Origin of the sequence: Rothia sp. HMSC064F07, assembly GCF_001837265.1 — a bacterium.
Classification (GTDB): Bacteria; Actinomycetota; Actinomycetes; order Actinomycetales; family Micrococcaceae; genus Rothia; species Rothia mucilaginosa.
In genome coordinates, this window is the sequence record NZ_KV831926.1 from 918,677 (window position 1) to 943,605 (window position 24,929).

The following is a 24,929-nucleotide window of genomic DNA, read 5'->3' on the forward strand; positions in this document are numbered from 1 at the left end:
ACTCCCGAGCCGACGAAGGACGTAACTCCCGAACCGACCCCGGAGCCAACCCAGGACCCCGCTCCGGAACCGAATCCGGAGCCCGCTCCTGAACCAACCAAGGATGTAACTCCCGAGCCGAACCCGGAGCCCTCTCAGGTTCCAGTTGTTCCGGCCCCGGTTCAGGATCCGACTCAGGAGCCCTCCAAGGAAGCTAAGCAGGAGCCGACTAACGAGCCGACCAAGGACGCGGTCATCCCCGTGATTCCGGTAGCTCCGGTAGAGGATAACAAGGACAGCTCGGACTCCAAATCGGTTACCCCGATCGAGACCGAACCTGTTGCTCCGATTCCTCCGGCGAACAACCCGGTGACCGTCCCCGGCAATCGTCAGGAAGTCTCTGGGGAAGATGTCATCATCTCCATTGAGCTTCCGCGACCGGGCAACTCCTCTGAATCCTCAAGTTCCTCTTCGGGATCTTCGAGCTCTTCACCGAGCAAGGCACCGAGCGACAGGCTTGATGGCGACGATGACGATCCGTTGCGTTCCGGCGGTACCACCCTTGGACGAATTGCAGCCAATAACGGCTCGAATGACTCCATCCCGGGTGCGGCAGACTGGGTTGCTGGATACCTCTCGCGCAATAAGACCGACGAGGACCACTCCCGCGAGGTAAGCCCCTCGAGCTCCTCAAGCTCGGTATCGGCTTCGAAATCGCCTAGCTCCTCCACCTCGGCTAGCGCCAGCCGCTCCGCAAAGAGCGTGGCAAAGGCTGACGGCGCGAATGCCGCCCAGGAGCAGGCCGTGAAGAATGCGGACGCGGACGATTCCGGACTTTCCGGCATTGCACCGCTGATCCTCTTCTCACTCATCGGTCTGGTGCTGATTGCTCTGGCAATCCGCTACTTCAGCCGCGGAGCATAAGGCGAACATAACGCGTAAGAATACGCGATAATAGAGGATGTGAATCCTCAGACTTTTAGCGAAACGCGGGACAACCCCATGCGAGAGACACCTCTCTCAAAGCTGGGGGAGTCCCGCGTTCTGCGCGCTTTCATGCCGATTATCAACGCCCACAACGAGCAGGTTGCCGCTGCAGCACGTCAGGCGGGGCGCATCGAACCCCTCGAGGTGGGCCCCGGCGACGACTGTGCCGTCCTCGCCGCGCCCGCGCCCGGGCAGCGTACCGTGGTCACCACCGACACTCTCGTTGAGGACCAGGACTTCATGAACCTCTGGCCCGGCGGTATCGCACGGGCGGGTGAGGCCGGTGAGTTCATTCTGGAACCCGCCCGCAGTAGCGGCTACGATGTGGGGCGCAAAGCCGCGACCCAGAACCTCGCCGACGTTGCCGCCATGGGTGCGCGCCCGGCGAGCCTCTTCATCTCCTTGAGCCTGCCCGGTAGCACGCCTTACGGCTGGATTGACGGCTTTGCCCACGGCATTGTGGACGGAATCAACGCCTGCGGAGCCACCGAATGTGTGATTGGCGGCGGCGATATTGGCGACTCCACCGAAATGTCGGTGACCGTCACCGCTCTGGGCTACACGGATCGCGCCGTGCTACGCTCCGGTGCACGCCCCGGTGACACTATCGCCCTGGCGGGGCGTACCGCCTGGTCCGATGCCGGTCTGCGCCTGCTGCTCAACCCTCTCTCCCTGCCCGCCACGGCGCTGTTGCGTGCCATCGCCGCAGGTCAGGATGCTGAGGCGGCGCTGGGGGCGGTGGGACAGGCGTGGGCTCAGCGGCAAGCTGAGAAGCAAGCTGAAGGCTCTGGCGCTCTTCCTACTGGCGCTCTTCCCGAGGGGCTCATCGAGCTTGTCCGCACCCTCAGCCCCGAAGATGCCGCGCACATGATTGCGGTCTGCGAGCGCGCCGTCGCATCGCAGCACAACCCGGTCAGCCCCATCCCCGCCGGTGAGGTGGCGCGCCAGCATCAGGCAAGCTCCATGCTGGATCTTTCTGACGGACTCGTCAAGGACGCCGGGCGAGTTGCCGCCGCCTCCGGGGTGCAGATGCGCCTCGACCGCGCCGCCGTGGATGCGTTCGCCGAGCCTCTGCTGCCGTTGGCGCGCCTGCTGTTGGCGATTGGTGAGCGCAACGAGGCGGGGGAGAGCCCCGCATCCCTGGCGCGCACCTTCGTGCTGGTCGGTGGAGAAGACCACGGCCTGCTGGCGACCTTCCCCGGTGAGGTGCCCGAAGAGTTCGTGCCCCTGGGCACCTGCGTTGCGGACGCCCCGGAGCGCGGCCTGAGTGCCGAACTCTACGGTGCCGAGCGCCGCCACAATGCGGTGACCGGCGCGGCGGTCGTCATGGACGGCCGATCCCTGGACGGCATGGGCTGGGAACACTACGGGGCTTCCGCGTAGGAGTTCCACCGAGTGCCGCGAGGTGCGTGCTGTTTGTATGTTTAGTCTGTGCTTTCATCCCGCGGGATAGACGACGGGCAATACCGTACATTTAACCGAAATTGCCTAGAATAGAAGTACGAAACAGGCTGGATTCTGCCCATGCCGCGGGCACTGAGAAATCAGCCGGGAACTAGCCACAAACTCAGCCGAGAACTAGTTGAGAACTCAGCCGAGAACCGCGCGAAACTGACGAAACTGACGAGGAGGGTAGCGTGAACGCAGAACAGAACCAGCGCACCGAAGAACGCGAGATTTACCGCCGCGCCTGCGTGCGTGCCTACCGCTTCGGTGTAGCGTGGTCAACCGCCGCCCGCACCACCATCGAACGCTACCGCGAGGCGCTCAATGAGCTCAACGGGTTCCCCGTGCCCGATAAGGACACCGGCTCCAATATCGCCCATACCTTGCTGACCCTGACCGAAGAGTTTGAGCGTGGCATGGAACAGGTTCTGCCCAGTGAGGCTCTGCCCGCTGGCGAAATCCCCGGCGGGGAGGGCGCGTGCGTGCCCGAGGCGGCGGGCACCTCCGAAGAAGAAACCCTCGCCCACCTGTGGATTCAGCTGGGCGGCATCTACGAGCACGCGATTATGCGCGCATCCCGCGTGGCGCGCGGCAACTCTGGTACTCTGCTTTGCGCTTGGGCGCTTGAGGCGGTGCGCAGCTACTGGTTCCTGCCCGGAAACCTCGCCCAGGAGCTTGGCGATGCGGCTGCCGAGTTGCCGCTCGTGCGCGCCCTGGAGGCAGACTACGAGCGTGTGCTGGCTGGCGGTTCCCTGCCGAAGCACCGCGAAGTGAAGCTGGAGTACGCCCACGCGGAGGCGCGCGCGATGGCGTTCGCGGCTGAGCGCATTCGTGCCAGCGTGGGGGAGCAGATGGTGCCCTCCACGATGCTGTCGGTCATGGTGGAGCTCGCTCGCCTGGACGCACACTATGATGCATCACAGGACGCAGAAGCCGCTGACGAGGTGCTGAAAGAGCGTCGACGTGCGCTGATGCGTGCCGCTCTGGAACGTACCGCGCAGTTCCCGCCCTCGCCCGAGCTTGCCGGTTTCGTGGATGCCGGTGCGCTCGGCTTCTACCTTGCCGTGGTGCACTCCAACCCGCGTTGGGAAGGGGCGACCCTGAACGAGGCGCAGGTGGAGTCCATGCTCCGTGCGCCCTCTGCCGGTGTGACTTCTGTAGCCGGTTCTGCGGCGCAGGCAGACTCATACCCCGCCGAGCACGCAGAACACGCGGGGCAGAGCGGCTGGGAGCTCATGGGTACGCTGACCTGCGAGCCCCTCGCCCTGGCGCAGCTACGCCCCGAACTTGAAGCCATGGGCGACAGCCTGCTCATTACGCCCCTGGACATGGCGGCTGGACTCTGGGCGCTGCACGTGCACGTGCCCGACATCGACCCCGCCCGCGAGCTGATTATGGGCTACGGTCAGTGGTCGGATGAGCGTATTTCCTCCCTGGCGGACGGTCGTCACGCCGACCACGCGTGCGGTGCGGAGGGCGGCGCATGAGCCCCGCCCGACGTTCCGTAAATCCGCAGCAGGAAGCCCTGGACTTGGGGCTTCCCGAGCCTGTTCCGGTCAAAACTAAGCCGACAAATAAGCCCGCGAAAGCTGAGGCACCCCAGGGGGAGCCAGTAGATTCAACGGTTGTGGAGCCTACCCGTGCTGATTCCGCGCCCCGTGACGGTTCTGCGGCCCGAGCTCGGCAGCGGAAAAAGGATGCGCCGCTACTGAGCGATGAGCAGCTCCGCACCACCGCCGAGCTGACCGTGCGCGATCTTGCCGCCTACGCCCGGGGCGAGGTGAACCGCGCCGAGTTGAGCGAACGCGCGGCACAGCGCGCTAGCGCCCCCTACCGTAAGGCGCTCAAGACGCTCAAGCATTCGCTGGGTCCCGCCGCGCACACCATGACCGACGACGCTATCTATGAGCTGGTCGATATTGCGTTGGCGGCACGGCAAGCAACTCAGCCGGACGTAAAACAGCCGGATGCACATCAGCCGGGGGAACCCGCTCAGAAGAAGGCAGCTCAGAAGAAAACAGTTCAGAAGGAACTAGTCCAGAACGTACTGAGCCCGCAGGAGAATGAGACTCCCGTGCGGGCAACCTCGGCGCGCCCGCAGAAGGTGGCGAAGGCGAGCGAAGAGGGCGAGCAGAAGCCTGCGCAGAAGGTTCCCGATGCGAAGAAGAGCGCTGCCGAGGCAGAAGCTGAAAAGCCCGCGATCAAGAAGGTCGTAGCGAAGAAGGCCGCTCCCGCAGAGAAAACGCCTGCCGCTCAATCTGCTACCGCCGAGAAGACTCCGGCAAAGCCGAAGACCGCTGCGCCGAAAACCACGCTGAAGAAAGCGCCCAAAGCTGCCGCGAAGAAGGCAACCGCTGAGAATGTCGCGGCTGCGAAGCCCGCATCAGCCGCCGCAGAGGCTAAGAGCCGTGCCCTGGCGCGCTATGCCTCCGAGGACCGCATCGAAAACGCGCCGCTCAAAAAGTACCTGCCCGCGCCCAGCGCCAAGGCAATCTCCACGCACCTGGACCTGCACACCGTCGGAGAGATGCTCGAATACTTCCCGCGCAAATACCTGCCGCGCGGTGAGCTCAGCTCCTTCGCCGAACTCGTTGAAGGCCAGGACGTCACCATTATCGCCCGCGTGGTGCACGTGAGTACCCGAACCATGGCGGCGCGCCGCGGCAAAATCATGGAAGTGACCATCACCGACCGGCTCTCCGACGCCACCGGGCAGGACGCACCCGCAGGTTTTGGGGCTGCCGGTTTTGGTGCCACTGGTTTTGGGGCTGGCGGTCCTGTATCCGTGGTGCCCGGGCGCGCTAACCGCCCCGGCGCATCCAGCGTATCCAGAGTATCCGGTGCGCCCGCGCAGAACTGGCAGGCAACCGGGATGCACAACCCGCGCATTAACGCGCTCGCTAACTCCACGCAGAACCCAGCTGCCCAGAACCCCGTGCAGGGCAGGGGAGCACAGCCCGCCTCCTACAGCGGCTATGCAGACAGTTACGGCCAAGATTCGTTCGCGCAGGACAGTTTTGCGCAGGGAGGCCTCTTTGGCGTGCCCGCGCCCAGCATGATGAACCCCTGTGCGCTCATCGGCTCGCAGATGAAGCTCTCTTTCTTCAACGCCTGGACCGCCGCCCGCGAAATCCGCGAGGGTGAAACCATGATGTTCTCCGGCAGGGTCGGCATCTACCGCGGCGAATACACCCTCACCAACCCGCACTACGCCCTGCTCTCGAAGGACGCCTCCGGCGCGGACGTTACCGACGCCGCCACCGCCCCCGTGCCCGTCTACCGCGCCCCCGTGAAGCTGCCCACCGACCGCATTAGCGGCTACATGGCGCAGCTGCTCGAAAAGGTACCGCTCAAAGAACTTGAAGACCCGGTACCCTACATGATTCGTCGCGCCCGTAAGGTGCCGTCCTTGGAGTGGACGTACCGCGCCCTGCACACCCCCGACTCGGAGGACACCTGGCGTGCCGCGCAGGCGCAGATGCGTTACCGCGAGGCGTTCGTGCTACAGAGCGCGCTCGCCCGCCTGCATTCGGTGCGTGCCGCGCACCTGACCCAGCCGCGCCCCGCCGTGGAGGGCGGCCTCGCCGATCGGCTGCTTCAGGTTCTGCCCTACGAGCTGACCGAGGGACAGCAGAAGGTGGGCGCTGAGATTGCCGCGGATTTGTCGAGTGAATCGCCCATGAACCGCCTGCTGCAGGGTGATGTGGGTTCCGGTAAGACCGTGGTGGCTCTGCGCGCCATGCTGCAGGTTGCCGATGCGGGCGGCCAGTCCGCGATGCTCGCCCCGACCGAGGTGCTTGCCGAGCAGCATTTGCGTTCGGTGCTGGACATCCTGGGGGATATGGCGGCGCCCGAAGACTCTGATGCTGACGATTCTGCCGCCGGTTCCGCCGAGGGGATCCCCGCGGGGAGCGGGGCGGAACCCGGCCGTGTGCGCGTGCGCCTGCTGACCGCCTCCATGGGCACCCGCGCCAAGCGCAAGGTACTGCAGGAACTCGCCGACGGCACCGCCCAGATTGTGATTGGCACCCACGCCCTGCTTTCCGATGAGGTGAGCTTCCACGATTTGGGTCTGGTCGTCGTGGACGAGCAGCACCGTTTCGGCGTAGAGCAGCGCGACAGCCTGCGCGGCACCGGCGGCGCCCTGCCGCACCGCCTGGTCATGACCGCAACGCCTATTCCTCGTACCGTCGCCATGACCGTGTTCGGTGACCTGGACGTATCCGTGCTCGACACCCTGCCCGCGGGCCGCCAGAAAATCTCAACGCACGTGGTGCCCCTCGCCGAGAAGCCCGCCTGGGCGTCCCGGCTGTGGAGGCGCGCCCGCGAAGAAATTGATGCGGGCCACCAGGTGTACGTTGTCGTACCCAAAATCGGGGAGGACGGCGACAGCCTGGAGGAAGGCGCCGCGTTTTTTGGCGCATCCAGCCTGAACGGTGCTGGAACTGGCGCGGGCGCGGGCAACTCTGCCCAGGGCTATTTCGGTCAGGGCGGTAGCACGAGTAGCGATGGCAAGGTTCAGCTGACCTCGGTCGCCTCAATGTACTCTTACCTGAGTGCTGAGGACGCCCTCGTCGGCGTGCGTATCGGCACCCTGCACGGCCGCATGGACCCGGCGGAGAAGACCGCCGTCATGACCGCTTTCGAGCGCGGCGAAATTGACCTGCTCATCAGCACCACCGTCATTGAGGTGGGCGTGAACGTCCCGAACGCCACGCTCATGATCATCATGGACGCCGACCGTTTCGGCATCTCTGGCCTGCACCAGCTGCGCGGTCGTGTGGGCCGCGGCGGCTATGCGGGCACCTGCCTGCTGGTTACCCGCCAGGAGGAGGGCGGCGTGTCCCGAGAGCGTCTGGATGCGGTCGCCTCCACCACGGACGGCTTTGAGCTTTCCCGCATCGACCTGGCGCAGCGCCGTGAGGGTGATATTCTGGGTGCTGCACAATCGGGCTCGAAGAGTACCCTGCGGTTCTTGCGGGCGCTCGCCGATGCCGACATTATTGAGCGTGCCCGCGAGGATGCCCGCTCGGTGGTGGAGAAGGACCCGACGCTGGCTAAGCACCCGTCGTTGGCGCGTACGATTGACCGCGCTCTGGACGCTGACCGTGAGGCGTTCCTCGGCAGGGGATAAGCGCCCAACGGGGCAGAACGCTCTGCCCGCTCCGCCCATCAACCAGCCTTGCCCACCACTCGCTGAAACCCTGACGTCAACACACCGCACTAGTTAAGAGGAGAGACCTATGAGCCGTATTATTTCCGGTGCTGCCGGAGGCGTTCGCCTTGCCTCGGTTCCGGGGGATAATACTCGCCCCACCACCGACCGGGTGAAGGAATCCCTCTTCTCCAAGCTGGAGAGCTACGACATTATTCGTGGCGCCCGCGTGCTGGACGCCTTTGGTGGCTCGGGTGCGCTGGGCTGCGAGGCACTCTCACGCGGTGCCGCCTCCGTGACTCTGCTGGATACGTACCCGAAGGCTGTTGCGGTGATTCGCAAGAACGTTGCCGCGGTGGAGAAGGCGATGGGCCGCACCGGTTCTTCTGGTGCTACCGGTTCTGCGGCGCGCGTGCAGCAGTCTCAGGCGCTGACCTACGTGAAGTCCGCCTCCGGGCCGTGGGATCTGGTGTTTGTTGACCCGCCCTACGCCATGCCGAATGAGCAGGTCAGTGAGCTGCTGGAGGCGCTCACCCCCAAGCTTGCCGAGGGTGCCGTGGTCGTGGTGGAGCGTTCTTCGCGCGACCCCGAGCCGGTGTGGGGCGAGGGCCTGTACTGTTTTTCGACCCGTCAGCACGGCGAGACGGTTCTCTACTATGTGGAGCCTGACGAGGTGGAGGAGCAGGCGGGCGACGAGCCCGGCACGAACCTTGAGCCCGGCGAAGACGCTGAAGAGCTCGCCGCCTAAGATTGCCGCCGCATCTCACCGCCCGATCTTGCTACCTCAGCCTGCGCTCGTCCGCATGCCACTAACCCGCATCCTAAATTCACCCGCATCTACTCATTCCAACGTCTGATATTTATTCGTGAAGGGACCGCCATGATTGCCCTCTGCCCCGGATCTTTTGACCCCGTGCACCACGGCCACCTGGAAATCATTGCCCGCGCCGCTCAGCTCTTTGACGAGGTGATCGTGGGCGTGGCGCACAATAGCTCCAAGAAGTACCGTTTCTCCCTGGAGGAGCGCGTGCAGCTGGTGCGTGAGTCTCTGCAGGAGCTCGGCATTGAGGGTGTGAGCGTGGAGCCGATTCCGCCGGGCGTGCTGCTTGCCGAGTATGCGGCGGAGCGTGGCGCGAAGGTGCTGGTGAAGGGTCTGCGTTCGGCGACGGACTACAGTTATGAGGCTCCGATGGCGAGCATGAACCGCCACCTGGCGCAGGTTGAGACGGTGTTCTTGGCGGGTGAGGACCGCTACGGTGCGGTATCGTCCACGATTATTCGTGAGGTGGCGTCGCTGGGTGGTGATGTGACTCCCTTCGTGCCGGAGGCGGTCGCCCGCGCCCTGAAAAACGCCTAGAAAAACGCTTCATCAACCCAGGCGCACACCACCTTGTGCGCACCCATCCGACACGCCCACCGGCAGGGCCCCGGCAGAATAACTCGCACCGCCGACCGGGCACTTAAGTCCCCCAGTAGTAGCCCCGACCGGCCGATTAAATGCCGCGCGGCGCCTCCTTAAGGGAATATTTAAGAGGTGAGCGCCACTTAAAGAGATTTAAAAGGCGCTTAATCTTGATTAACGGTGCGAATGACCCCTAAAATGGGACTTTGGTTTATACATTTCGTAAGGAGAAACGCCATTTCACGTGCAGACGCATCGCCGCTGGTGGTATCGGTTACTAACCTGATTCACCGCCCCGGCACCATGGAAACTCTCGCTGAGGTCCTGCCCGCACCGGCAGACCTGGGTAACACGCTCATCGGCGTGGAAGAGGGTTCGGATATTGACCTCGATATTCGTATGGAGTCTGTTGTTGATGGTATCCTAGTTACCGGCTCCGTCGTTGTGGATGTACACGGCGAGTGTAGCCTCTGCTTGGATCCGATTGATTACGAGATGTCGGCCAATATTCAAGAGCTTTTCGTCTTTGAGAAGGCCCCGGCTGGCGGCCCCGAAGACGAAGTAGATGAGCAGTACGCCGTTGAGGATGATTCCATCGACCTTGAACCGGCTCTGCGGGACGCAGTAATCCTTCAACTGCCGTTCCAGCCTGTTTGTAGGGACACCTGCCAGGGTCTGTGCGCCGATTGCGGTGCGCGCCTGGAGGATGACCCCGGGCATCATCACGAGGTGTTGGATCCGCGCTGGTCGGCCCTGCAGGGCCTGCTCGGTGCAGATACCGAAAACTAAATTGTTGTTACTAGAGATTGTGAGATAGCTGTGGCTGTTCCCAAGCGCAAGATGTCCCGCGCTAACACCCGCGCACGCCGTTCCCAGTGGAAGGCATCCGTGCCCCAGCTGGTTAAGACCGTTGAAAACGGTCGCGTGACCTACAGCCTGCCCCACCAGGCAAAGGTTGTAACCGACGCTGCAGGCAACGCCCTGTTCCTGGAGTACAAGGGCCGTAAGGTTGCAGACGCCTAAGAAGCGGTGAATCCTTATGACTGAATTTCCTAGTGTTGATACTAGGGAGTTGCGTAAACGTCTCGGAGTCGATATCGACGCCGAGACGTTTTTGCTATCCCTAACCCACCGCTCCTACGCCTTCGAGAATCCCGGAGTGGAGCATAACGAGCGCCTGGAGTTCCTGGGCGATTCGGTGCTTTCCCTGGCGATCGCTGAAGAAGTGTACCGACGCTACCCCGACCTGCCCGAGGGTGAGCTCGTGAAGCTGCACCACGTGGTGGTGTCTACGGTGGCGTTGGCGAAGGTGGCACGCGACCTGGATCTGGGCAGGTACATCCTGCTCGGTAAGGGCGAGATTCACACCGGCGGCGCCGATAAGGACTCGATCCTTGCCGACACCATGGAAGCGATTTTTGGCCTGACCTACCTGGAGTGCGGTCGCGAGGCGGCTCGTGACCTGGTGCTGCGCCTGATTGCCCCGCTGCTCGACGATGAGAAGGTCCTGAACTCTGGACGCGACTGGAAGACTGAGCTGCTGAACCTCGCCACCGCCCGCGGCTGGGGAGACGTGCGCTACGAGGTCACCGGCGAGGGCCCCGACCACGCGCGCGTGTACACTGCGGTCGCTATTGTGGCGAACCAGCAGGCCGGTACCGGTGTGGGTCCGAGTAAGAAGGAGGCGGAGCGCCTTGCCGCTGAGCAGGCGTACCGCGTTCTGGTTTAGGCTCATTCAAGCATCCTGCAGGTCTGTTAGCTCTGTGGGCTCTTGATTCTGCAGCCCCGCTGATTGGAGGGAACCATGCCCGAACTGCCCGAGGTGGAAACCGTTCGCGCAGGTCTAGCCGAGCACTCGGTGGGTCGGCCCGTGCAGGCGGTGCGCGTGGTCGATGCCCGTTCGCTGCGCAGGCACCTGCCCGGTCCCGCCCACTTTGAGGCGGCACTCACCGGCAGGACGTTGCGCGGTGCATACCGCCGCGGCAAATACCTGTGGCTGACCCTGAGCGAGTCGGATGGCACGCTTGCCGACGAGGCGCTCGTGGTGCATCTGGGCATGAGCGGTCAGCTGCTCGTGCGCGATGAGCCGGGCAGTGACTCGGGTAATGATGCGGAGGCTCGCGCGGCCTTTGACGAGCAGCCGCGGCACCTGCGCGTGGCGCTCGAGCTAGGACCGGCGGGAGCTACCGGTGACACGGGAGCTACCGGCGGTGTGGCGAGCGTCAACCGGGCAAACACCGGGCAGCGGTTGCTCTTCGTGGACCAGCGCATCTTCGGCGGCATGTTCCTTAGCCGGCTGGTGCCGGACGTACCCGCGGCAGTTGCAGTGAATGAAGCAGCGGCGGATGAAGCAGCGGCGGATGAAGCAGCGCCGGGTGAAGTACCTGAGCGTTTTCTAGTACCGGAGGCGGTCAAGCACATTGCCCGCGACCCGCTGGACGAATTCTTCGACCCCGCGGCGGTGCGCCGCAAGTTCCTGCGCACCTCCAGCGGCATTAAGAAGGTGCTGCTGGACCAGTCGGTCATCTCCGGCGTGGGCAATATCTACGCCGACGAGGCGCTGTGGCGTGCGCGGCTACACTACGCGAAGCCCGCACGCACCCTCAGCGCCGCCCAAACCCGCGAACTGCTGGAGGCGGTCACGCAGGTGCTGCGCGAGTCCCTGGCGGCGGGCGGCACGAGCTTCGATGCCCTGTACGTGAACGTGCTGGGCGAGTCGGGCTACTTTGAGCGCTCGCTGAACGCCTACGGGCGTGCCGGGGAGCCTTGCCACCGTTGCGCGGAGGCGGGCCGCACCTCCCTGATAGTGTGTGAGCCCTTCCAGAACCGCTCGTCCTACCGTTGCCCGCACTGCCAGCGGGCGCCGCGTTCTCGCTAGATAAAGGCTCACGCTAGGTAGAAGCTTACGACAGGTAAAGGCTTACGACAGGCACAAGCTCACGCTAGATATGCGAATGACGGCGTAGCTACGTTCCTCCCGTACGGGGGATGTAGCTACGCCGTCATTTGTATAAACCTCAGTTGTATAAACCGGGGGCCGGGGAGTCAACCCGAAAACCACCCTAACAAGAAGCAACTGGCGGCTGTACCTATCGCCTGCACCTAGCGGCTGTACCTGTCCCCGTAGAACAAGCCCAGACGCTCGTAGCCTTCCTCAATCGACACGGCGGGCTCCCACTGCAGAAGCTCGCGGGTGCGGCGCTGATCAAACCAGTGCGCGGTCGACAGCTGCTCGGCGAGGAACTCCGTCATCGGCGGCTCATCACCGGCGGTCACGTTCTTCGGCAGACGCTCCCAGACGCGCTCAATGACCTTACCCGCCAGGGCCGCAACCTTCGCCGGAACCGAGAAACGCGGGGCGGGAACGCCCACCGCCTCACAGAAACCACCCAGTAGCTCAGCGATAGTGCGCGGTTGGCCGTTCGTCACCACCAGCGCCCGGCCCGCAAAAGCGTCGAGGCGCTGATAGCCGCGCACCACGGCGTCCGCGGCGTTATCAATGTAGAGCGTATCAATCAGACCCGTACCGCCAGAGAGCAGCGGCAGACGGCCCGCGGCGGAACGCTCCAGAATACGCTCGACCAGCTGGGTATCGCCCGGACCCCACATCAGGTGAGGACGCAACGCACCCACGCGCAAAACCCCGCCACCGGGCAGGGCAGTGCCGTTCGCCTCCAGGGCAAGAAGCTCAGCGGCAGCCTTCGAACGCGCATAGTTACCGCGCGCATGCTCCGGGGACGCCACGCCGGCACCGTCACCCACAATCGCCGCGCCAGCATGAGCCACCGACGGCGACGAAATGTACAGGAACGAACCCACCGAATGGTTCAGCGCCGCCTGCAACAGGGTGCGGGTGCCCTCAATGTTGATGCGCTCATAGTCAGCCCACTCGCCGCTGACCGAAACCTTCGCCGCGGCATGCACCACGCCGTTGACACCGGTCATCGCCAGATCCACAGCCTGCGCATTCGTAATATCGCCGCGCACCTGCTCAAAACGCGGGCGAATCGAATCGGGCAGAAGCGCCGCAATACCCGAATCGCCACGCTGAAAAACGCGCACATCATAGCCGGCACGTAGCAACGCCAGCACGCTCTCACGACCCAGCAGGCCGCTCGCACCGGTAAAGAGGATGCGCTCGCCAATACGCGGCGCGAAATCGGGCTCCTCAACCGGGCGCAGCGAACGCGGGGCGGGGTCAGTGTAGCGTGCCGCGAGCGGCTGCGCAGGCTTGCGGAACCGAGCCGTCGGGGAGGTCACCGCATGCGCAGTCGACAGGCGGTGTCCAGATGGGTGGGACGCAGACAGGCGGGGTGCGGGCTCGTGGGAAGAGGGCTCACACGAAGAATGAGGGGACATCATACTCCTTAGACTTAGAGATCCGGCAGGCGCTTAAGCCCCCGCAAGGACCTTCGACGCCCACTCACCCAGGGCGGGGCGGTCAATCTTCGAATTGTGGCGAATATCGGTCGGATGCTCGTGCACCACCAGCACCGCGGCAAGTTCCACGCCGGTATCCTCGGCAACCTTCTGACGTACCAGCTGCGAGAGCTCAAAGGGGGCCACACCCTCCGCAATGGGGAAGCGGCGAGCGCCGGGCACGCGATCGAGCAGGGCACGCTTGAGACCCGATGCCGACTGGCGCGCCTCCAACGCGGCAGTATTTGCGGACGCCTCAATGACCAGCACCGGAGCGGCAGTACCGGCAGGGCCCACCGCGACCAGGGCGGCGCGGCGCACCTCGGGCAGGGACTCGGCGGACTGCTCAGCCGCAACCGGGGTCAGCACGCCCTGCGAAGTCAGTAGCACGTGCGCGAGGCGCCCCTCAACCCACAGGCGACCCGAAGCGTCCAGGTGCCCGACGTCACCGGTATGATGCCAACCCGGAGTGCTAATGGACCGCTCCTCAGTCACCCACAGGGTGTCGTAGCGGTCCTTCACATGCGGCGCCGACACCAGAATCTCACCGGTCACACCCGGCTCATGGGTCAGCTCATCCGCCACCGAACCGTCCTGCAGCAGCGGGGCAATAGCCACCGCCGCACCGTACACCGCGAAACCAACGCACACGCCATCACGGGCGAACGGGTCAAGCACCTCACCGGCAGCATTCGGGGTGCCCTCAGCAATCGCCTGGCGAATCATCTCGAAAGACACATCGGTCACCGGCAGACCCTCGGTCATGCCGTACGGGGTGTGCAGGGAGGCGTTCGGCACCAGGGCGGAGAGCGCCTCCAGCAGCGGCACGGGAATCGGCGCGCCAGCACTCAGCACGGTCTGAACCTTAGCCAACGCCGCACGCTGCTCAGCGTTCAGCTCATCGGCGGTCGCCACCACATTTACCAGGGCGGCGGGGGAAGCGAACACGACCGACGCATCAATAGCCGCCGCAGCAGACGCCAGGGCAGAAGCCGTCAGGGTCTTCGGGCGGGTCACATCCATCGTCGGGGTCACGCTGGTAGCACCCAGCGCCGGGCCCAACAGCGCAAACGGCGCGAAGCCAGCCACCAGGCCGCTACCGGGCGCAAAACCGTACGTATTCGCAATAGCGTCGCGCATACCCGCCAGCTGACGCTGCGTGTACACCACACCCTTAGCCGGGCCGGTCGAACCGGAGGTGTACAGCACCGCCGCATCAGCATCCGGCACGGGGGAGGGGAACTCCACCACGGTCGGGGTTGGCACCGGCTCGCCCGGAGTACCGTCAGCGGCGGGCGCGGTAAACACCGAACCGGCAACGCCCAACAGCTTCTCCTGCACCGACCCCAGCGGCTCCACAGAAATACGCACACCCGGCCACAGCAGAGTACGGGCGGCACTGAGCGCGGCAGGAATACCCACCAGGAAGCTCGGGTTAGCGCCCTTCAACGCGCGAGTCAGACCCGGAATACCCAGACCGGTATCAGCCACCACAATGACAGCGCCCAGCTTCATGCAGGCGTAAATCAGGGTGGTCAGGCGGGCACCCGGAGGCACCATCAGGTTCACGCGGTCGCCCGGACGCACACCCAGGGCGTGCAGGCGGGTCGCGGCGGCGTTGACTTGCTGGTTCAGCTCAGCCCAGGTCAGGGTCATGCTCACGGTGGTGCCGTCGCCCTTGGGGTCCATATCCACCACGGCGGTGGAGGCGTCATCGGCGCGTTCTGTAAGGGCCGTGAGCATGGGGCGGAACGCCGCGGGAACAGCACCCTTAGCGGTAGCGCCCTCGCCGGCAGTCAGACCGTGGCGGCGCGCGCGGGCGGCACGATGCTCCGCCTCCGCATTACGCGCCGGAACCAGCATGCCGTCCTCCAGCGTGCCGAAAGTCTGCGCAAGCCACGAAATCATGGGGGAGGCAATATCGTAATCCTCAATGACCAGGTGTGAGGCCTTCTCGTAGCGGTGCACCTTCGCCTGCGGCATGCGCTCCATCAGGTCGAATAGGTAGCGGCGCTGGAACACCGGGTCCTTCGTGCCCCACTGGAAGAACGCGGGCACGTCCAGGTCACGGATCTGCTCGGCAATACGCTGCATCGGCGTATAGGAAGGAATATCGGTGCCGGTCGGAATATCGCCCACAAAATTACGCACACCCTCACGCCACGCCGAATGAGCGTACGGCGCACGGTACGTACGGTAAATCGCCTCGTTCAGAGGGCTCGGGTACAGGCGCTTGGGCTGCTGACCCACCGGCTGCGGCAGGGCACCATCAAGCGCCCCGGCACCGGCAGAACCCGGCGCGGGCAGGCGGCCCTCATTCTGAGCCAAACCCAAAGTCACATCAATAAACGCGGTCGAATCGTGAGTACCCCACTCGTGCACACCCAACGCCAGGCGCAGGGCGGCAGGGATATTCTCAATGCCGTCATGGTAGACCGCGGTGTTCGTCAGCATCACGCCCGAAAGAATCTCACGATGCTCCAGCGCCCAACCAAAGGACACCAGCCCGCCCCAGTCATGGGCGAGGGTCACGACCGGCTTATCAGTCTCATCCAGACCGAGTGCCTTCGTGAAATCACCCAGATCAGCGATACGGTCGGTCAGGGAGCGGCGCTCACCCTCCAAATCCAGGTGGGTGCGCTCCGAATAACCCATATCAATCTGATCAACCGCAACCACACGCCACGGGGCGCGCTCATTCACGCCCGCATCCAGCACGGTGCGCCACAGGTACGACCAGGTCGGGTTGCCGTGCACGCACAGGATCGTGCCAATCGGCTCCAAACCCTGCTCGACCAGCACCGGAAGGTTATCCAGGTAGTGCCAGCGGCGCGCGCCAGCCTGCTGCGCCCGCTGCTCAATGGGGGCGGAGGTGGGCACCTCCAGAAGGTGGGAGTAGCGCGGGTTCACGCCCGCCCATTCCTCCGGGTTATACGGGGGCTGAGCCTTAGGGAAGTTCAAATGGCGCATGCTGGGAATCCTTCCGGATCGAATCGGTGAATGTCTACCGCAAAAGCTAACGGGTTACCGGCTAAAGGTTGCTGGCTACCGGGTTACCACTGAATCTCAAGCAGGGCAGTGTTCAGGCCAGAACCCACACCCATGCACAGAATACGGTCGCCCTCCGTGTAGGTCGGCGCGCATTCGGCGAGAGTCATCGGCAGAGCCGCCGCAGCCACATTGCCCCACTTCGGGAAGGTCAAGGGGATGCGCTCACGCTCAATACCGACCGCCTCAATAATGGCGTTCGTGTGGGCGTTAGAAATCTGATGGGTCACGTAGGAGGTCATGTCGTTCCACTCCCAGCCGTCCTGATGCGCCTGCTCCCACGCCTGCGCCACCAGCTCCAGGCCGTGCTTGAGCAGGCCCTCGGCGTCAGTGTTCATGCCCTGATCCGCCTCGCCACCGATGCACAGGTTACGGTGCTCAGTGCCCGCGCGGGACACCGAACCGACGATGCGGTGACCCTCCGGGTGGCGGTCAGCGCGACCAATTACAGCCGCCGCCGCACCCGAACCGAGGGTCAGGGTCGCGAACTGAGCCAGCACATCCTCGCGGGTCGAATCTGGGTTATTCAGGATGCGCACCGCGGTGCGGTGCCACGGGGAGGGGTCCTCACCAGCGACAATCAGGGCGTAGTCGATAGCGCCCGCATCAATCATGGTGGAGGCGACAGTCATCGCGTTCACGAAGCCCAGGCAGGCGTTCGTAATATCGAAGTTCAGGGCGTGACGCGGCAACTCCAGGCGGTCGTGCACACCCACCGAAACGGCGGGCTCAAAGTTATCGCGAGTCACCGAAGCGTTAATCAGCAGGCCAATCTGGGAACGGTCAATACCCGCCTGTTCGATAGCCTTCTCGGCTGCGGCAACCACGCCGTCCTCGAAGGTCTGACCCTCAGCCCAACCGCGGCGAGTGCTAATACCGGCAAGACGCTCCAGCAGGCCCTTCGGCATGCGCAGACGCTTATAGGTTTGGGCCAGCTGCTCATCGAAGTAGTCGCTCGTGACGACCTCCGGAGGCAGCTCATGGGTAATAGACAGCAGAGCTGCATTAGCGTGGCGAATGTCAGAGTTCGTGCCGACCTTATCGGCGGGTGCATTCATCAATGGTGTGGCCCTTGAAAATAGAAGTCAGTGGGATACATAGAAAAACGCGGGGATGCGAACAGCGGCCCCGCAGAATTCGTGATGCTCATTCCAATCTACCGCACCGACCGGGCGAACCCGTATCCGTAGACCCAATATGAACGCGCCCGTTCACCCCGCGCGTAAGATGATGCAGAATGAGGAACTTTGAACCCCCTTCACTCCGTGCACGTTCACGCCGCCTGCCCGCCGCACCGCGTACACTAGAGGGATGCCGCCACGCACCACAAAACGTGCCCGGCACACACCAGTTCTTCTGCAGAAAGGCCCCTTGTGCACCTGATGTCGCTGACCCTGCGCGGGTTCAAGTCTTTCGCCTCCGCCACCACTTTTGAGTTCACCCCCGGCATTAACGCGGTGGTCGGCCCCAACGGCTCCGGCAAGTCCAATGTGCTGGATGCGCTCGCCTGGGTTATGGGCGAGCAGGGCGCTAAGAGCCTGCGCGGCGGAAGCATGAAGGACGTTATCTTCGCGGGCTCCGGCGAAGCTGGTTCGGGTGACGGTGCCCAGCGTGCGCCCCTGGGCCGCGCCAAAGTCACCCTGACTTTCGATAATTCTGATGGCACCCTCAGCATTCCCGCTGATCGGGTGCAGATTTCACGCACCATGTTCCGCTCCGGCGGCAGCGAGTACGAGATTAACGGCTCCCCGGCGCGCCTTGCCGACATTCAGGACCTGCTCTCGGAGGCGGGTCTGGGTCAGCAGATGCACGTGCTCGTCGGCCAGGGTCAGCTGGATGCGGTCCTGCACGCCACCGCGCAGCAGCGCCGCGACATGATTGAGCAGGCGGCGGGCGTGGTCAAGTACCGCCGCCGCCAGGAGAAGACCAGCCGCAAGCTGGAGTCTGTGGCATCGAACGTTACCCGCCTGAGCGACCTGGTTGCCGAGCTGGATTCGCAGTTGCAGCCGCTGAGCGAGCAGGCAGAATCCGCCGCGACCGCGCGCCAGCTGCAGGCGCGCATCCGCCAGCTGGAGGCGGTACTTTTGGCTCGTCAGCTGGGTGTTCTGCAGGCTGAGCAGGCGCAGGCTCTCGCCTCCGAGGCGGAAGGTACCCGCCGCGCCGAAACCCTGAAAGAACAACTGGAGGCGGCACGTACAGCGTCCGCGAAGCATCAGCAGGAGCAGAACCGCCTGAACGCCGAGGTCACCGCCTGCCAGAAGGCCGTGTCGACCCTGCGCGAGTCCGCTGCGCGCGTGCGCACCGTGCAGTCCATCGCCACCGAGCGCGTGCGCACCTACCGCGTGGAGCTGACCGAAGCGACCGCCGCCGCCCGCGCCGGATACGAACGCGCCCTGGAACTGCTGGAGGAGCGCCGCGAAGAGGCAGAGCGCGCGGTGGAAAGCTACGCCAGCTTTGAGGAGCGCTACGATGCGGCGCTGAAGAACGTTGAGAAGGCGGCGTCCGAGGTGGCGCAGACTGAGCGCGCCTCGGGTGAGGCCGCGCAGTCTCGTGCCCGCGCGCAGGCCCAGCTGGATGCCACCCGCGCCGCTGCGGTGGAGGCGACCCGCGCCTACGCGGCGGCGGCTGAGCGTGCCGCAACCCTGCGTGAGGCGCTGGGTCAGAGCCTGGGCGAGGAACCCGCCGAGCTGGACACTGAATCTGCTGAGGCGGTGTTCGACCCCGAGACCGGCGAGCTCCTGGATTCTTCGAGCGAGGGCGCGAGCCTGCTGCGCGTGCTGGATGCCGTGCAGATTGACCCCGAGTACGCGCGTGCGGCATCTGCGGCGCTGACCTCGCTGGCGACCGCGGCGTTGAGCGTGCCGGTTGAGGGCGCCGAGGTGTCGCAGCTGCGTGGTGGTAAGGGTGATGAAAGCAGCGAATCTGCCGCGACGGAACTTTCAACAGAACTGCCCGAAACCACCCTGCCCGATTCCTGCGCCGCTGAGCTGCGCGAGCTGGGTGTCCACCCCGCCACCGAGATGATTGAACCGCTCAGCGAGGACGCCGCCGCGCTCGCAGGCATCGACGAGCACGCCCTGGCGCGCGTCACCGCGGCGCTGGGTGAGCGCCTGGCGGGCGTGCTGTTCGCGCCGGATGCCGCCTCCGCAGAGCAAGCCCTGCACCTGCTCGCAGAGAATACCCTCGCAGGTCAGCGCACTATATGGCGTATTTTTGACCCCGCAGGCACCGAGCACACCCGCTACAGCCTGCTCTACCCGGCTGAGGGCGCCAGCCCCCTGGAACTTGCCGCCGCATACCGCGCCGCCTCCCAGGTCGTGACCCGCACACGCGCCGAACTGGACGAAGCCGAACATGCCGTTCAGCAGGCTCAGACCGCGGCAGAATCGGCGGTCGAAGCAGAACGCGAGGCGGCGAAGGCGGCGGGCGTGGCGAGCGCCGAGCATGCCCGCGCCCGCGCCCAGGCGGATTCCCTGGAAGCCTCCGCGCAGAACATTCAGAATGAGCGCGCCCGACTGAACGAGCGCCTCACCGCCGCAGAGGAATCCGTGGCACAAGCGCGCACCGCCTACGAGTCGGCGCGCACCCGCGAGGATTCCTACCTGGCGGGCACGGGGGAGCAGGCTCCCGCGGCGACAATTGAGCGCCGCGCCCAGCGTCTGGGTGAGGTGCTTGCCGAACAGGTGAGCGAGCGTGAGCAGCAGTTGCACGAGCTGAGCGGCGCCCTGAAGAACGCTCAGGAGGGCCTGACCAGCACGAATGATGAGGTGCAGGATTTGCAGGCGGCGCACGCGGCGGCACTGACCCTGTTGGCGCGCACTCAGACGGAGGCGGCGCGCGTGCAGGAGCGCGTGCAGGCGCTGGCTGAGCGTGCCCGCCTGGTGACGGGATTGACCCTGGAGCAGCTGGAGGAGGAGTACTCCGAGCAACTGCCGGTTGACTTGCCCGCAGATGAGGCTTCCGAAAATGCTGCCTCCGAAAACGACGCTCCCGAAAATACTGCTACCGAAACGGCATCAGAGACTACCGAAGCCTCCACCGAGAGCGTCCGCGCTCGCCTCAAGGCAACCCGCGCCGAACTGGAGGCGCTGGGCGCCATTAACCCGCTGGCGCTGGAGGAGTACGAGGCACTGTCCGAACGCCACGCCTACCTGAACCAGCAGATTGAGGATTTGAAAGCGACCCGCCGCGACCTGAACACGGTCATGGACGAGGTCAGCAGCCACATTGCGGAGGTGTTCACCGCCGCGATGGAGGACGTTAACACCCACTACCGCCGCATCTTTGAGACCCTGTTCCCGGGAGGCGAGGGCCACCTGGAGCTGGACGACCCGTCCGATCCGTTGAATTCGGGTGTGGAGATTCACGCGCGCCCGGCGGGTAAGAAGGTTAAGCGCCTGTCGCTGCTGTCTGGCGGTGAGCGTTCGCTCGCTTCGCTGGCGCTGTTGATTGCGATTTATATGTCTCGCCCGTCGCCGTTCTACGCCCTCGATGAGGTTGAGGCGGCGCTGGATGACCGCAACCTCTCGCGCCTGCTGCAGGTGATTGGTGAGTTGGGGGAGCGTTCGCAGCTGATTGTGGTGACGCATCAGAAGCGCACGATGCAGATTGCGGAGACCCTGTACGGGGTGTCGATGCGCGGTGGTGTGTCGACGGTGCTTTCTCAGCAGATGGAGGAGTTGCGCGAGCTGCTGTAGCCCGCCGCGCTTGCCAGACCCTGCCCGACCCGGCCAGACCCAGCCGAGCGCCCCTGCCTCGCCGCTTCTTCCCAGCGTTTAAACCTTCCCATGCGAGCCGCCCATACCCGCGAGCACACCCACCCCGGCGAACGTCACATGTCCTAGGAATGGTCATGTGCACCCCGGGGTACAGGTCACCGCCTGTACCCGGGTACTATAGGGGGATATGTGCGAACACCGCCCGCCTATTCGCGGTTGGCGTGGTGTTTCGTTGTGATCAGGCCTGATGCCCCGCCCTACCCGCGGTGCGCATCCGGCGGCAACCATCCAGGGAAGGAATAGTGATGAGCGAGAACCTGGCAGATGCTTTCCTCAACGGCGAGTCGTTGAAGAATGCCCCCGGCCCCTATTTTGGTGAGTACGGCGGGCGGTGGATGCCCGAGTCGCTGATTGCCGCCATGGATGAGCTGGAGGCAACCTTTAACGAGGCGAAGAACGACCCCGAGTTCATTGCTGAGTTCCAGCGTCTTTCTGCTGAGTATTCGAACCGTCCGTCGCTGCTGACTGAGGTTCCGAAGTTCTCTGAGCATGCTGGTGCGCGTGTGTTCCTCAAGCGTGAGGACCTGAACCACACGGGTAGCCACAAGATTAATAACGTGATTGGTCAGGCTCTGCTGGCTAAGCGTATGGGTAAGACCCGTCTGATTGCTGAGACCGGTGCGGGTCAGCACGGTGTTGCGACTGCGACCGCGGCTGCGCTCTTCGGCATGGAGTGCGTGGTCTACATGGGCGAGGAAGACACTGAGCGTCAGTCGCTGAACGTGGCTCGTATGCAGCTGCTGGGCGCGAAGGTGATTGCGGTTCAGAACGGTTCCCGCACCCTCAAGGACGCCATTAATGAGGCGCTGCGCGACTGGGTTTCGAACGTTGAGAACACCCACTACCTGCTGGGTACCGCTGCGGGTGCGCACCCGTTCCCGGCGATGGTGCGTTTCTTCCACGACGCTATCGGTGAGGAGGCGCGCGAGCAGATTCTGGCTGAGACCGGCCGCCTGCCCGATGGTATTGCTGCCTGCGTGGGTGGCGGTTCGAACGCGATTGGTCTGTTCCACGCGTTCTTGGACGATTCTTCGGTTGAGATTTACGGTTTTGAGGCTGGCGGCGACGGCGTGGAGACCGGCCGCCACGCGGCGACCATTACTCTGGGCCGCCCGGGCATGCTGCACGGCGCGATGACCTACCTGATGCAGGATGAGGACGGCCAGACCATTGAGTCCCATTCGATTTCTGCTGGTCTGGATTACCCGGGTGTGGGTCCGGAGCACTCCTACCTGTCCGATATTGGTCGCGTGACCTACGAGCCGGTGACTGATACCGAGGCGATGGACGCTCTGCGTCTGCTCTGCCGCACCGAGGGTATTATCCCGGCGATTGAGTCCTCACACGCTCTGGCGGGCGCGTTGCGCGTGTGCCAACGTTGGGCTGCTGAGGATCCGGAGGCGGCACGCGAGAAGACGATGATTGTCTGCCTGTCGGGCCGCGGCGATAAGGACATGGAGACCGCACTGAAGTGGTTCGGCCTGGGTAAGGCGATTCCGTCCTCGACCCTGATGACCGGTAATAAGGAAGCTGCCGCATCCGCTACACAGAACGCACAGGCTGAAAGTGAGGCTAAGTAATGAGCTACCAGGACGCTATTTCTCAGTCGGCACCTTTTACGGTGCTGGATGGTTCTTTCCCCGCTCCGAATGCGCAGTCGCCTCTGGCGGCTCGTTTGGCTGAGTGCGAGAAGCAGGGCCGTGCGGCGCTGATTGGCTACCTGCCGGTGGGCTTCCCGACCCTGGACGAGTCGATTGACGCGGCGATTGCTCTGGGCAATAACGGCGCGGACATTATTGAGCTGGGCGTGCCTTATTCTGATCCGGTCATGGATGGCCCGGTGATTCAGAAGGCTACCGGCGTGGCGCTGGAGAACGGTTTCAAGCTTCCTCAGCTGTTTGAGGCGGTCCGCCGCATTACCGAGGCGACCGACGCGGTGGTTGTCGTGATGACGTACTGGAACCCGGTTCTGGCGTACGGTGTGAAGAATTTCGCGCGTGATTTGGCGGCTGCCGGCGGTGCGGGCATGATTACCCCGGACCTGGTGCCTGATGAGGCGTCGTCGTGGTTTGAAGCTTCTGATGAGTACGGTCTGGACCGTATTTTCTTGGCTGCTCTGTCTTCTTCGCCGGAGCGTCTGGCGACTATTGCGAAGGCGTCGAGCGGCTTCGTATACGCCGTGTCGGTGATGGGCGTGACCGGTGCCCGCACCTCCGTGTCGGAGGCGGCTCGCACCCTGGTTGCGGACATTAAGGCTGCCGGTGCGCCTCGTGCGTGCGTGGGTCTGGGCGTTTCGACTCGTGCCCACGTTGAGGAGATCGGCGAGTATGCGGACGGCGTGATTGTCGGTACCGCACTGGTGAAGGCTTTGGCTTCTGGCGGTGTTGAGGCGGTGGCTAAGCTGACCCGTGAGCTGGCGGGGCGTGAAGGCTAATGTCTGATGTGCTGTCGCTGGCGAGCGTGCCGGTAGCTAACGTGCTGGCTTCGATTCCCTCTCCAAGCGTTTCGTACCTGCAGCTGGGCCCGTTCCGTGTGCATTTCTATGCCCTGTGTATTCTTGCGGGTATGGCGGTGTGCTTGTGGCTGGGTTCTCGCCGTTGGAAGGCGGCGGGTGGTACCCCTGAGCGCGTTTTTGACGTGGCGATGTGGGCTATTCCGGCGGGCATTATTGGTGCCCGCGCCTACCACGTGCTGATTACTGACCCGGGTAGCTATTTCGGTCCGAATGTTGCTGATCCGTGGGCTTTCCTGAAGATTTGGGAGGGCGGCATCGGCATTATGGGTGCCGTGTCGGTTGGCGCGTTGGGCGCCTGGTATGGTTGTCGCCGCTACGGCATGAATTTCCCGGCTTTTGCGGATGCGGTAGCGCCGGGTATTCTGCTGGCGCAGGCGTTTGGCCGCTGGGGTAACTGGTTCAACCAGGAGCTGTTCGGCAAGCCGACGACTCTGCCGTGGGGTCTGGAGATTAGCGCGTCGAGCGGTAATTTCCCCTCGCAGTATCCGGCCGGCACGCTGTTCCATCCGACGTTCCTGTACGAGTCGCTGTGGAACCTGCTGGGCGTGGCGTTGTTGCTGTGGCTGAGCCGTAAGGGCGTGCTGAAGCTGGGTCAGACCCTGTGGCTGTACGTGTTCTACTACGGCGTGGGTCGCCTCTTCATTGAGATGTTCTTGCGTATTGATACCTCGGAGATGCTCTGGGGCGTTCGTATTCACGTGTGGACTGCTCTGCTGCTGGTTCTGCTGGGTGCTGCTGGTTTTGTGGTGGCTGGTCGTCGTGCTGTGGCGAAGGCTGCTGCGGGTATTGAGCCGGCTCCTGCAGAGATTGCTCCGAAGCCTGCCGCAGATGAGCCTGCAGATGGCGCTGAAGAGAAGGCATCTGAGAAGGCAGAGCCCGCCGAGGATTCTGACTCTTCGGAGTCTTCGACGAAGGGCTCCTAGCTTTCATCTTCTAGCTCTATCTAAATTTCATAGAAAAACCGCCGGACGGGGGAGCGCCCCCCGTCCGGCGGTTTTTTGTGCCCGCTATTTGTGCTTGCTGTCTGTTTCTTGCTGGTGGATGTTCTCATGGTGGCACGTGCCGGTGCCCTGCGTGGATTTGGGCTGTTGAGAAGGCATAATAGAGGTATTGCGTGTGGCGGGTGCCCGCGTAAGGGGCATGAGGCTCCGCGTAAGGAGTATGAGGCTCTTTGAACGCCCGTCGCGTCTGCGTTTAGAA

At 64.0% G+C, this 24,929-nt stretch carries 16 protein-coding genes and 1 pseudogene; 14 read left to right on the plus strand and 3 right to left on the minus strand.

Features of this window, described 5'->3' with window-relative positions:
• The 10 genes and pseudogenes from HMPREF2712_RS09165 to mutM all read left to right on the plus strand — a co-directional run.
• Positions 1 to 903: pseudogene (locus HMPREF2712_RS09165) on the plus strand (hypothetical protein); the annotation flags it as partial.
• 78 nt (positions 904 to 981) lie between these two features.
• On the plus strand, positions 982 to 2,349 hold the full coding sequence (locus tag HMPREF2712_RS06185) for a thiamine-phosphate kinase (RefSeq protein WP_070819517.1): 1,368 nt from the start codon (positions 982 to 984) through the stop codon (positions 2,347 to 2,349).
• A gap of 254 nt (positions 2,350 to 2,603) precedes the next feature.
• Positions 2,604 to 3,899: a DAK2 domain-containing protein gene (locus HMPREF2712_RS06190; protein WP_070819518.1), complete on the plus strand. Its 1,296-nt coding sequence runs from the start codon at positions 2,604 to 2,606 to the stop codon at positions 3,897 to 3,899.
• Complete coding sequence (locus HMPREF2712_RS08945; RefSeq protein WP_083323945.1) at positions 3,896 to 7,546, plus strand: ATP-dependent DNA helicase RecG; 3,651 nt, start codon at positions 3,896 to 3,898, stop codon at positions 7,544 to 7,546. The genes HMPREF2712_RS06190 and HMPREF2712_RS08945 overlap by 4 nt, the downstream gene beginning before the upstream one ends.
• Positions 7,547 to 7,655: 109 nt before the next feature.
• Positions 7,656 to 8,315 (plus strand): 16S rRNA (guanine(966)-N(2))-methyltransferase RsmD, encoded by a 660-nt coding sequence (gene rsmD / locus HMPREF2712_RS06200; RefSeq protein WP_070615964.1) that lies wholly within the window; start codon positions 7,656 to 7,658, stop codon positions 8,313 to 8,315.
• Between the two features lie 132 nt (positions 8,316 to 8,447).
• Entirely contained in the window at positions 8,448 to 8,924 is a 477-nt protein-coding gene (gene coaD, locus HMPREF2712_RS06205) for a pantetheine-phosphate adenylyltransferase (RefSeq protein WP_060824643.1), read from the plus strand.
• Positions 8,925 to 9,149: 225 nt separating this feature from the next.
• Entirely contained in the window at positions 9,150 to 9,758 is a 609-nt protein-coding gene (locus HMPREF2712_RS06210; protein ID WP_049337938.1) for a YceD family protein, read from the plus strand.
• A gap of 30 nt (positions 9,759 to 9,788) precedes the next feature.
• A complete protein-coding gene (gene rpmF, locus HMPREF2712_RS06215; RefSeq protein WP_005505656.1) occupies positions 9,789 to 9,992 on the plus strand; it encodes a 50S ribosomal protein L32 in 204 nt (67 codons plus the stop codon).
• 16 nt (positions 9,993 to 10,008) lie between these two features.
• Entirely contained in the window at positions 10,009 to 10,698 is a 690-nt protein-coding gene (gene rnc, locus HMPREF2712_RS06220; protein ID WP_012903342.1) for a ribonuclease III, read from the plus strand.
• Between the two features lie 75 nt (positions 10,699 to 10,773).
• Positions 10,774 to 11,847, plus strand: a complete 1,074-nt coding sequence (gene mutM / locus HMPREF2712_RS06225; RefSeq protein WP_070819519.1) for a bifunctional DNA-formamidopyrimidine glycosylase/DNA-(apurinic or apyrimidinic site) lyase — start codon at positions 10,774 to 10,776, stop codon at positions 11,845 to 11,847.
• A gap of 224 nt (positions 11,848 to 12,071) precedes the next feature.
• Here the strand turns inward: mutM and HMPREF2712_RS06230 are convergent, their stop codons facing one another.
• From HMPREF2712_RS06230 to HMPREF2712_RS06240, 3 genes are all read right to left on the minus strand, one after another.
• The gene (locus HMPREF2712_RS06230; RefSeq protein WP_070819520.1) at positions 12,072 to 13,328 is read right to left on the minus strand and encodes an NAD-dependent epimerase/dehydratase family protein; all 1,257 of its coding nucleotides are present in this window, start codon (positions 13,326 to 13,328) and stop codon (positions 12,072 to 12,074) included.
• A gap of 33 nt (positions 13,329 to 13,361) precedes the next feature.
• On the minus strand, positions 13,362 to 16,358 hold the full coding sequence (locus HMPREF2712_RS06235) for an alpha/beta fold hydrolase (RefSeq protein WP_070819521.1): 2,997 nt from the start codon (positions 16,356 to 16,358) through the stop codon (positions 13,362 to 13,364).
• 83 nt (positions 16,359 to 16,441) lie between these two features.
• Positions 16,442 to 17,494: a 3-oxoacyl-ACP synthase III gene (locus tag HMPREF2712_RS06240; RefSeq protein ID WP_070819522.1), complete on the minus strand. Its 1,053-nt coding sequence runs from the start codon at positions 17,492 to 17,494 to the stop codon at positions 16,442 to 16,444.
• A gap of 324 nt (positions 17,495 to 17,818) precedes the next feature.
• Here HMPREF2712_RS06240 and HMPREF2712_RS06245 point away from each other — a divergent pair, with 324 nt between their 5' ends.
• The 4 genes from HMPREF2712_RS06245 to lgt all read left to right on the plus strand — a co-directional run bounded on the left by HMPREF2712_RS06245 (position 17,819) and on the right by lgt (position 24,652).
• The gene (locus HMPREF2712_RS06245) at positions 17,819 to 21,133 is read left to right on the plus strand and encodes a chromosome segregation SMC family protein (protein ID WP_083311394.1); all 3,315 of its coding nucleotides are present in this window, start codon (positions 17,819 to 17,821) and stop codon (positions 21,131 to 21,133) included.
• Positions 21,134 to 21,459: 326 nt separating this feature from the next.
• A complete protein-coding gene (gene trpB, locus HMPREF2712_RS06250; RefSeq protein WP_070615949.1) occupies positions 21,460 to 22,794 on the plus strand; it encodes a tryptophan synthase subunit beta in 1,335 nt (444 codons plus the stop codon).
• Positions 22,794 to 23,648, plus strand: a complete 855-nt coding sequence (gene trpA, locus HMPREF2712_RS06255; protein ID WP_049327777.1) for a tryptophan synthase subunit alpha — start codon at positions 22,794 to 22,796, stop codon at positions 23,646 to 23,648. Before trpB ends, trpA begins: the two co-directional genes overlap by 1 nt.
• Positions 23,648 to 24,652 carry a prolipoprotein diacylglyceryl transferase gene (gene lgt / locus HMPREF2712_RS06260; protein WP_070615948.1) on the plus strand — a complete coding sequence of 335 codons (1,005 nt, stop codon included), beginning with the start codon at positions 23,648 to 23,650 and terminating at the stop codon, positions 24,650 to 24,652. Before trpA ends, lgt begins: the two co-directional genes overlap by 1 nt.
• Positions 24,653 to 24,929: the final 277 nt, after the last annotated feature.